Here is a 6,000-nt window from a genome sequence, read left to right as displayed (position 1 = left end):
CTTGTGGGCTCGTCTGATATGGGTTCTGGCAGCGGCATCTAGTCTACCTTCTACACCTGATTCTGCGCACCGTTCTTCCCGCGCCCGGCCGGCGAATACGCAGAGCTGCTGATCAAGCGCATCCGCGGCTTCGGCTCCAAGGTCTACCTGGTCAACACCGGCTGGACCGGCGGTGGCTACGGCGTCGGCAAACGCTTCAACATCCCGACCACCCGTGCAGTGATCGCCGCTATCCAGAGCGGCGCACTGATCGGCGCCACCACCGAGCACCTGGACACCATCAACCTCGACGTGCCATTGGCTGTACCGGGCGTTGAAACCAACCTGCTCAACCCACGCAACACCTGGGCTGACCAGGCTGCGTACGACGAGGCTGCCAAGGCGCTGGCCGGTCTGTTCATCGAGAACTTCAAGAAGTTCGAAGTGAGCGACGCGATCAAGGCTGCTGGGCCTAAGTTGTAAGCGTTGGTTTGTGGTGAATGAAGAAGCCGCCCTTTAGGGGCGGCTTTTTTGTGAGTTTTAAAAAGTTATACTAATTTCTCTTTCTGATATTGGTTAACTCCTGCTCAAAATCTTTAATGAGATTGATGTCTTCGAGTATTTCATTTGCTGCTGGCATTGATTCATATACACCTGGTGCGCAGTCATGCCCCTTAAATAATCCGCTACACTTAGCCATCGCATTGCTTATTTTGTCCAAATCCTCGTCGCAAATATCTTTCAGTTTATTTAGGCGTTGCGTTTGTACTCCTCGGCCAAATCGCTCTACCACTTTGTTTAGCAGTTTTTCCTCTACTAGTCTTTCCCAAGCCTCTCTTAAGAAGCCGTAGAATTGCCCGGCGAGTTTGTTGTATTCAGACTCTGTATCATTAGCTTCTGATTTTTTTAGCTCACCATAAAGCACGTTAAGATATTTAATTCTTTTTGCCGTGGTGAGTGCATCCCATGGTGGGGAGTTTCTAACAATCCCAGTCGAAGTCATGTTTCTGTCTAGACTGGTAATTTGAAGTGTGTAACTAGGGTCAGATTCTGCGGCCTCAATTAAAAACTTGAGGAACACGATTTCGTGGGTAAATATTATGACTTGCCTCACGAGAGACTCTTTCATGAGTCGATTGGCGATTTTTAAACGCCACTTATGATCTAAAGAGTTTACGGGGTCGTCGAAAATTACGCCCGATGCCCTGTTGTCTGCCCGCAGCTCTGCAAAAATGCTAGCGAGAGCAAGGCATTTTTGTTCTCCTTCACTAGCAATTTGATGGACGCTAGCTGTTGTAGACTCTGGGAGTACTATTTTAAATAGTTGGGATCCAGTGGCGTTTCTCGTATTTGCTTCAACAGAGTAGTGTTTGAATCCAAGGAGGCGTAGCTCATCCGTAAAGTGGCTCTTCAGTGAAGCAGTTAAGTAGACTTCACTAATTTCTGAGCTTAAGGTCGTGATTTTTCTCGTAGTGGTTTGTTCTCTTATCTTCTCGTAAATCTCAAGTGTCTTTCTGCGTTTTATTTCGAGTTCAATTGTAGCTTTGTTATCTGTTACGAGTTTTTTGGCAATTAATTCTTTTTCGGTGGTTTCTTTAGAAGTGATTAGCAGAGCCATATTTTGTTCATCTACTAAGCTGGCTACTTCTTTGTTGATTTCGTTTAGTTGATTTTCAAGCGTGGCTACGATGCTTTCATCAAGATCACTAGCTTTAGTCCTTATAATGTCGATATCTTCGTCTAGTAGTGTTTTTATTCTTGATGAGTAGCTTGAGTTGTAGGTCGATATTTTTCTCGAAATCCTACTATTCTGTTTTCAAGGTCTATAATTATTTGTTCAAATATTGATAGGTCGAAAGCTGTTGTTTCTAATTCTTTTTTTCGCTGATCTTTTGCTGTTTTCGCGCTATTTGCTGTTTTTTGTATTTCGTCCTTAATATAGGTTTCAAATTTATCCAGCCTTTTGCCTGCTTCATCACCGATAGGCTGTAAGCATAGTGGGCAACTCTCACCAGCCTTCGGTGGAAAACCTCCGACAGGTGACACATCCATCACAAAGGCTTTAGCCGATGTCCATAAGGTCTTCCACACCTCATTTCCAATTTTCTGAATCGGAAGGTTTGCGAACGTACTAGTTCTAAGTTTTTCTGATGCGTCGTAGGTTTCTTGTTGGTTTTCGATAAACTTCGCGAAGCCTGCGAAACTCTCCTCAGAGATTAATGTGTTTGCTTTTTTTAAAGTGTTTAGTAGGGGGTTGGCAGAGTTGACTATTTTTATTAGGTTTTTTTTAAGTTCTTCAGCGGATTGTGATTTAAGAGTTCTAAGCTCTGTTTGAATGTTGTTTAAGTCAAGCAGTTCTTGCTCAGTTATGCAAGATGAAGCAAGTTCGCTAGAGGAAGTTTTTGCAGAAAGCGAATTTATGAATTTACCTGCTTTTGTAGAGAGTTCAGCTGCAGGAACTACTATAGGGTTTTTAAGAGGTTTTATTTTTTCGTCGACTGTAGTTCGTATTTTGTTACACATGTCAACCAGTTCGTCTAGTATGTGAAGGCCTGCAGGTCGGTAGTCTAACTCCCCTTCTTTTTCTATATAGTGAAATGCTGACTTTGAATCGAATACGCGAATTGATTTTAGAGCTGTTATTTCGTCGCCTTTGTATGTCCAGTTAATGTCATTAAAAGCCAATCCACCTTCGTTAAACGAAATTTTTGCATTTTGAATTAAGTTTTGAGGGTGTAAAAGCATTTCCTATGACGGCGGGTTTTTCACCTCGAGTCAAACATGCATTTTTCAAGATCCTAGAGTAGCTTGATTTGCCTGAACCATTATCCCCATAGATAACGGTTAACCCTATGTTTGAGAACTTTAAAACTTGGGTGTTTTCCAAGGCTGAGATGTTTTCTGTAGGTCCAATTGAGCTTAATGTTACTGGCTTTTCCTCTATTTCAAAACCTTCTGCCGAGATGCTTGAATTATAATTTTCATAATCTTCGATCGACTCTGGAAAGCCAGATTCTCTTCGAGCCAATTTATAAATTAATTCTTGATTTGCTCCTGTAAGCTCTTGTTTTTCTATAAGCAGTCTAACTGTGTGTTTCCACCAAATCGGTCGACCAGTTTTATTAGCCCACTCAACTATCTTTGCTATAGCAGTCATTTTTTTGCTCCTGTTTTTTGTTTTTATCGTCGTACATGACTTATTTGTTACGTATAAGGCGTTGCTAATGCGTCTTGCGGTAATTAAATTTTCATACGGTTATTTTTATTTTCATTAATCCGATCGCGTATTTGCCACTCTTTACGAGACTAGCGGAGAAGCGTCATATTGCTAGTATTTGGATAGCAAAAAGGCCTCCGACCTTCGTCGGAGATCCCGTAGAGTCTAAATTGCGCAGGGGGTAGTTTGGCAGGAGAAAAAATTCGGACACTCGTCGGTGCAGAATATTCGGAGAGCGATAGGTGAACCTTAGATTTTATTAATTACCAGAACGCGGGTGCCATGCTGTCCTGTTCACGCTTCGACAGCCCTAGTGCCCCAGCGACCGTCTGCCATTGACTGACTATTTCTTTGTAATTTTCAATGAGTTGCTCGGCTTCGCTCCCGCTAACCCGAAAATACTCCGCCACTTCCCTCGCCAGCTCCAAATCCAAAGCATTGTCAGAATCAGTGATGTTGAGCTTCAACCCATCCGCATGCGCCACGGGATTCATGTCATACGCTGCCGACAAGCGCCACCCTCGGCCAGGATCCAGAATAAAACCATGGTTTCGCAGGTGATCATCGGTGTTGGAGACCAGGATGTTGAAGACGATTCTCGACCAGAGTTCACGGAGGTCGGTGTTGGGTTCCGAGCCGTGTTCCATGATTACTTCCGCCAACTCTAGATAGCTGGCGCCGGTTGAGGCGTCGTCGCCGTCGACGCGGTTGGTCATGGTCATGGCTGATGCGAAGTGATGTCGGCCGCCGCGCGCGGTTCGGTCGAAACGCTTCACCAGGAAGCAGTGGTGATCGCTTGCGTAGCGTCGGGCCATGCCGGTCGCAACACGTAGACCACAGTTGACCGCCAAAGCGTTTACTACAAATTCCCAACCACCAACATCGTGGTCATCTCTCGTACTTGGGAATTTGGCGATCCACAGTTGGCCGAACTCGTCGACGACGCTGGCTTTCGGTCTGGCGCCGCCCAGTGAGCCGCCCGGTGCGATGAGCATTCTTAGCCATTCGCGGCCCTCGCTGGCTGTGTTGTCCCTGTCGTTTTCCAGGGCGAGACTTGCCTGCTCTAACGCGCGCAGCTCGACAAAGGGTGGAGCAGCAATGCCGTCGCGGTCGTCGAGGAAGTTGCCTTCGTCATTGAGTTTGTAGCGAAGGGCGCCGACACGGAACAGGTCGTGCACGCCAAGCAGGTAGTCGGATTCGAACAGCTTGCTGTCTTTGGGGATCAAGCCGTCACGAATGTCCCTTTCCAAGCGGCGTTTCATAAGCAGTTGGCCCCAACGATCAGGGCTTGAGTCTGCAAAGACGCCAAAGCGGCTCTGATGTTGGCCGGGGAATTGGCGGCCTTCGAAAAGTCCGATTCGTGGATCTAGCGCTGTGAGATTCAGCTCAGGATCTGCCAGCGCTTTCGGGTCGTACTCAAATTCGAACACGTTGGTGTTGCGTGTTTTCCTTGCATGCAGAAATCCGAAGCGTCTGGCGCCTTTCAAGGATTCCCAGTCTGCATAAACAGCAATCAGCGTCATTCTTCACCTGTTGGGGGGTCGGCCTTTTTCTTCTTGTTCAAAAGGCTGGAGAGTGAGTGTGTATTGAATGGGAAGTCAGCCGGAACTTTCGTGGTAGTGGCGGCATCGATAACGTTTGAAGTCCCGACGTGTTCAGGTGAGCCCTTTTTTACCGCGCTGACTGCTCGTACTCGCTGGGGCTTTTTGGCTGCGGATCGTGTTGAAGGCATTAACTGCGCATCCTGCAATTGGCGACCCATTTCATCGGTTGCAGCCAGTTTGTTCATATCCTTTTCCAGCCCCAGCACTTGCATGACCGACAGGTAGGCCCCGATGGTGACGCCTGATCCTCCTGACTCCAGATGGCGCAAGGTTGTCAGCGACATGCCTGATCTTTCTGCGACCTGCTTGGCCGTCAATTTGCGGCGTAGGCGCGCCAGCTTCAGTCGTTCACCAAGGTCGACCAAAAGCCGAGCAGTGGAGGGCAAGAGCGGCGCTGTTTTTTTGGCCATATGGCAGTATTCCTTCATTTTTAAACCTTAACTGCCAGAATAATAGCACTTAAGCTGAAGGACGCTGTTTGCCGTAAGACCCCTGAAAAAACGAAGTTAAGTGGCATTATTCCATCTGTTTTTAGTCCGTATAGCTAGAATATTTCCACTTAAACGTTAGCGCTTCCTCGGGTCATCCCGGTTTTTGCCAGTACTTTTCGATAATGCTTTCCGTCAGCTCATCAAAGAATTTGCTCATGGTTACTCCGATGTTTGATAACAGTTTTTGATAGCTCTCACAGAGTTCATAAGAGCGGTTCGATCCTCAATTTCAGACTGGCGCTTTCCAGTTGAGCATTTGCTGCTGCGCGACTTGCAGCAGGTCACAGCCATCCTGCGTCAGCAGATAGAGGGCGTGGGTGATGTGGGGGATGTCTTCGACGTCGGCTTGTTTGAAGCTGAGGCAGTAGAGGGTTTTAAGCAGGTCGCTGGAGGCGCGCAGGCGCTGGACGGCGCATTCGAGGATGTCTTGCGGGTTGGCTGCAGCGTCGATGATCAGGGGCTTGGTGTCGGTGAGGTTGGATTCGAGTGGGCGGTAGCGATCAGGGGTGAGCGGGTTCCATGTTTTCATTATTTTTGGCCTCGAAATATGTCATGAGAATTCGCACCCACCGTGACCACAAGGGATAGGTGGCGGACTGCGTTCGGGTTGGTCAACCGGTGAGGCACTCACAACCGGCACGCCCGAAGGCGTCCCGAACTCAGCCGCCATAAAGCGTGCCGACACAAAAAGCGCCAGCAGCATACAACG

Annotated in this window: 6 protein-coding genes and 1 pseudogene; 1 reads left to right on the top strand and 6 read right to left on the bottom strand. The window is 47.6% G+C overall.

Going from position 1 to position 6,000, the window contains the following annotated elements:
* A pseudogene (locus tag ACIOWA_RS19350) lies at positions 1-462 on the top strand (phosphoenolpyruvate carboxykinase (ATP)); the annotation flags it as partial.
* A 70-nt stretch (positions 463-532) separates the two neighbouring features.
* On the opposite strand, the gene ACIOWA_RS19345 reads toward ACIOWA_RS19350, so the two are convergent.
* The 6 genes from ACIOWA_RS19345 to ACIOWA_RS19320 all read right to left on the bottom strand — a co-directional run bounded on the left by ACIOWA_RS19345 (position 533) and on the right by ACIOWA_RS19320 (position 5,820).
* Positions 533-1,735 carry an AAA family ATPase gene (locus ACIOWA_RS19345; protein WP_401161413.1) on the bottom strand — a complete coding sequence of 401 codons (1,203 nt, stop codon included), beginning with the start codon at positions 1,733-1,735 and terminating at the stop codon, positions 533-535.
* Positions 1,732-2,664: a hypothetical protein gene (locus ACIOWA_RS19340; RefSeq protein WP_401161409.1), complete on the bottom strand. Its 933-nt coding sequence runs from the start codon at positions 2,662-2,664 to the stop codon at positions 1,732-1,734. The genes ACIOWA_RS19345 and ACIOWA_RS19340 overlap by 4 nt, the downstream gene beginning before the upstream one ends.
* Before the next feature lie 10 nt (positions 2,665-2,674).
* Positions 2,675-3,136 (bottom strand): AAA family ATPase, encoded by a 462-nt coding sequence (locus tag ACIOWA_RS19335; protein ID WP_401161407.1) that lies wholly within the window; start codon positions 3,134-3,136, stop codon positions 2,675-2,677.
* Between the two features lie 323 nt (positions 3,137-3,459).
* Complete coding sequence (locus tag ACIOWA_RS19330; RefSeq protein ID WP_401161405.1) at positions 3,460-4,719, bottom strand: type II toxin-antitoxin system HipA family toxin; 1,260 nt, start codon at positions 4,717-4,719, stop codon at positions 3,460-3,462.
* Positions 4,716-5,210, bottom strand: a complete 495-nt coding sequence (locus ACIOWA_RS19325) for a helix-turn-helix domain-containing protein (RefSeq protein WP_401161411.1) — start codon at positions 5,208-5,210, stop codon at positions 4,716-4,718. Before ACIOWA_RS19325 ends, ACIOWA_RS19330 begins: the two co-directional genes overlap by 4 nt.
* Before the next feature lie 310 nt (positions 5,211-5,520).
* Positions 5,521-5,820: a hypothetical protein gene (locus ACIOWA_RS19320; RefSeq protein ID WP_339431559.1), complete on the bottom strand. Its 300-nt coding sequence runs from the start codon at positions 5,818-5,820 to the stop codon at positions 5,521-5,523.
* Positions 5,821-6,000: the final 180 nt, after the last annotated feature.

The organism is Pseudomonas sp. NPDC087614 (genome assembly GCF_044743485.1).
Taxonomy (GTDB): Bacteria; Pseudomonadota; Gammaproteobacteria; order Pseudomonadales; family Pseudomonadaceae; genus Aquipseudomonas; species Aquipseudomonas baetica_A.
Note: the sequence above shows the minus strand (reverse complement) of the source record. Positions and strands in the feature narration are given on the sequence as shown.

Excerpts from the sequence above, each read along its gene's own strand:
- ACIOWA_RS19335 (WP_401161407.1), bottom strand. The coding sequence starts at position 3,136 with ATGACTGCTATAGCAAAGATAGTTGAGTGGGCTAATAAAACTGGTCGA.
- ACIOWA_RS19330 (WP_401161405.1), bottom strand. The coding sequence starts at position 4,719 with ATGACGCTGATTGCTGTTTATGCAGACTGGGAATCCTTGAAAGGCGCC.
- ACIOWA_RS19325 (WP_401161411.1), bottom strand. The coding sequence starts at position 5,210 with ATGGCCAAAAAAACAGCGCCGCTCTTGCCCTCCACTGCTCGGCTTTTG.
- ACIOWA_RS19320 (WP_339431559.1), bottom strand. The coding sequence starts at position 5,820 with ATGAAAACATGGAACCCGCTCACCCCTGATCGCTACCGCCCACTCGAA.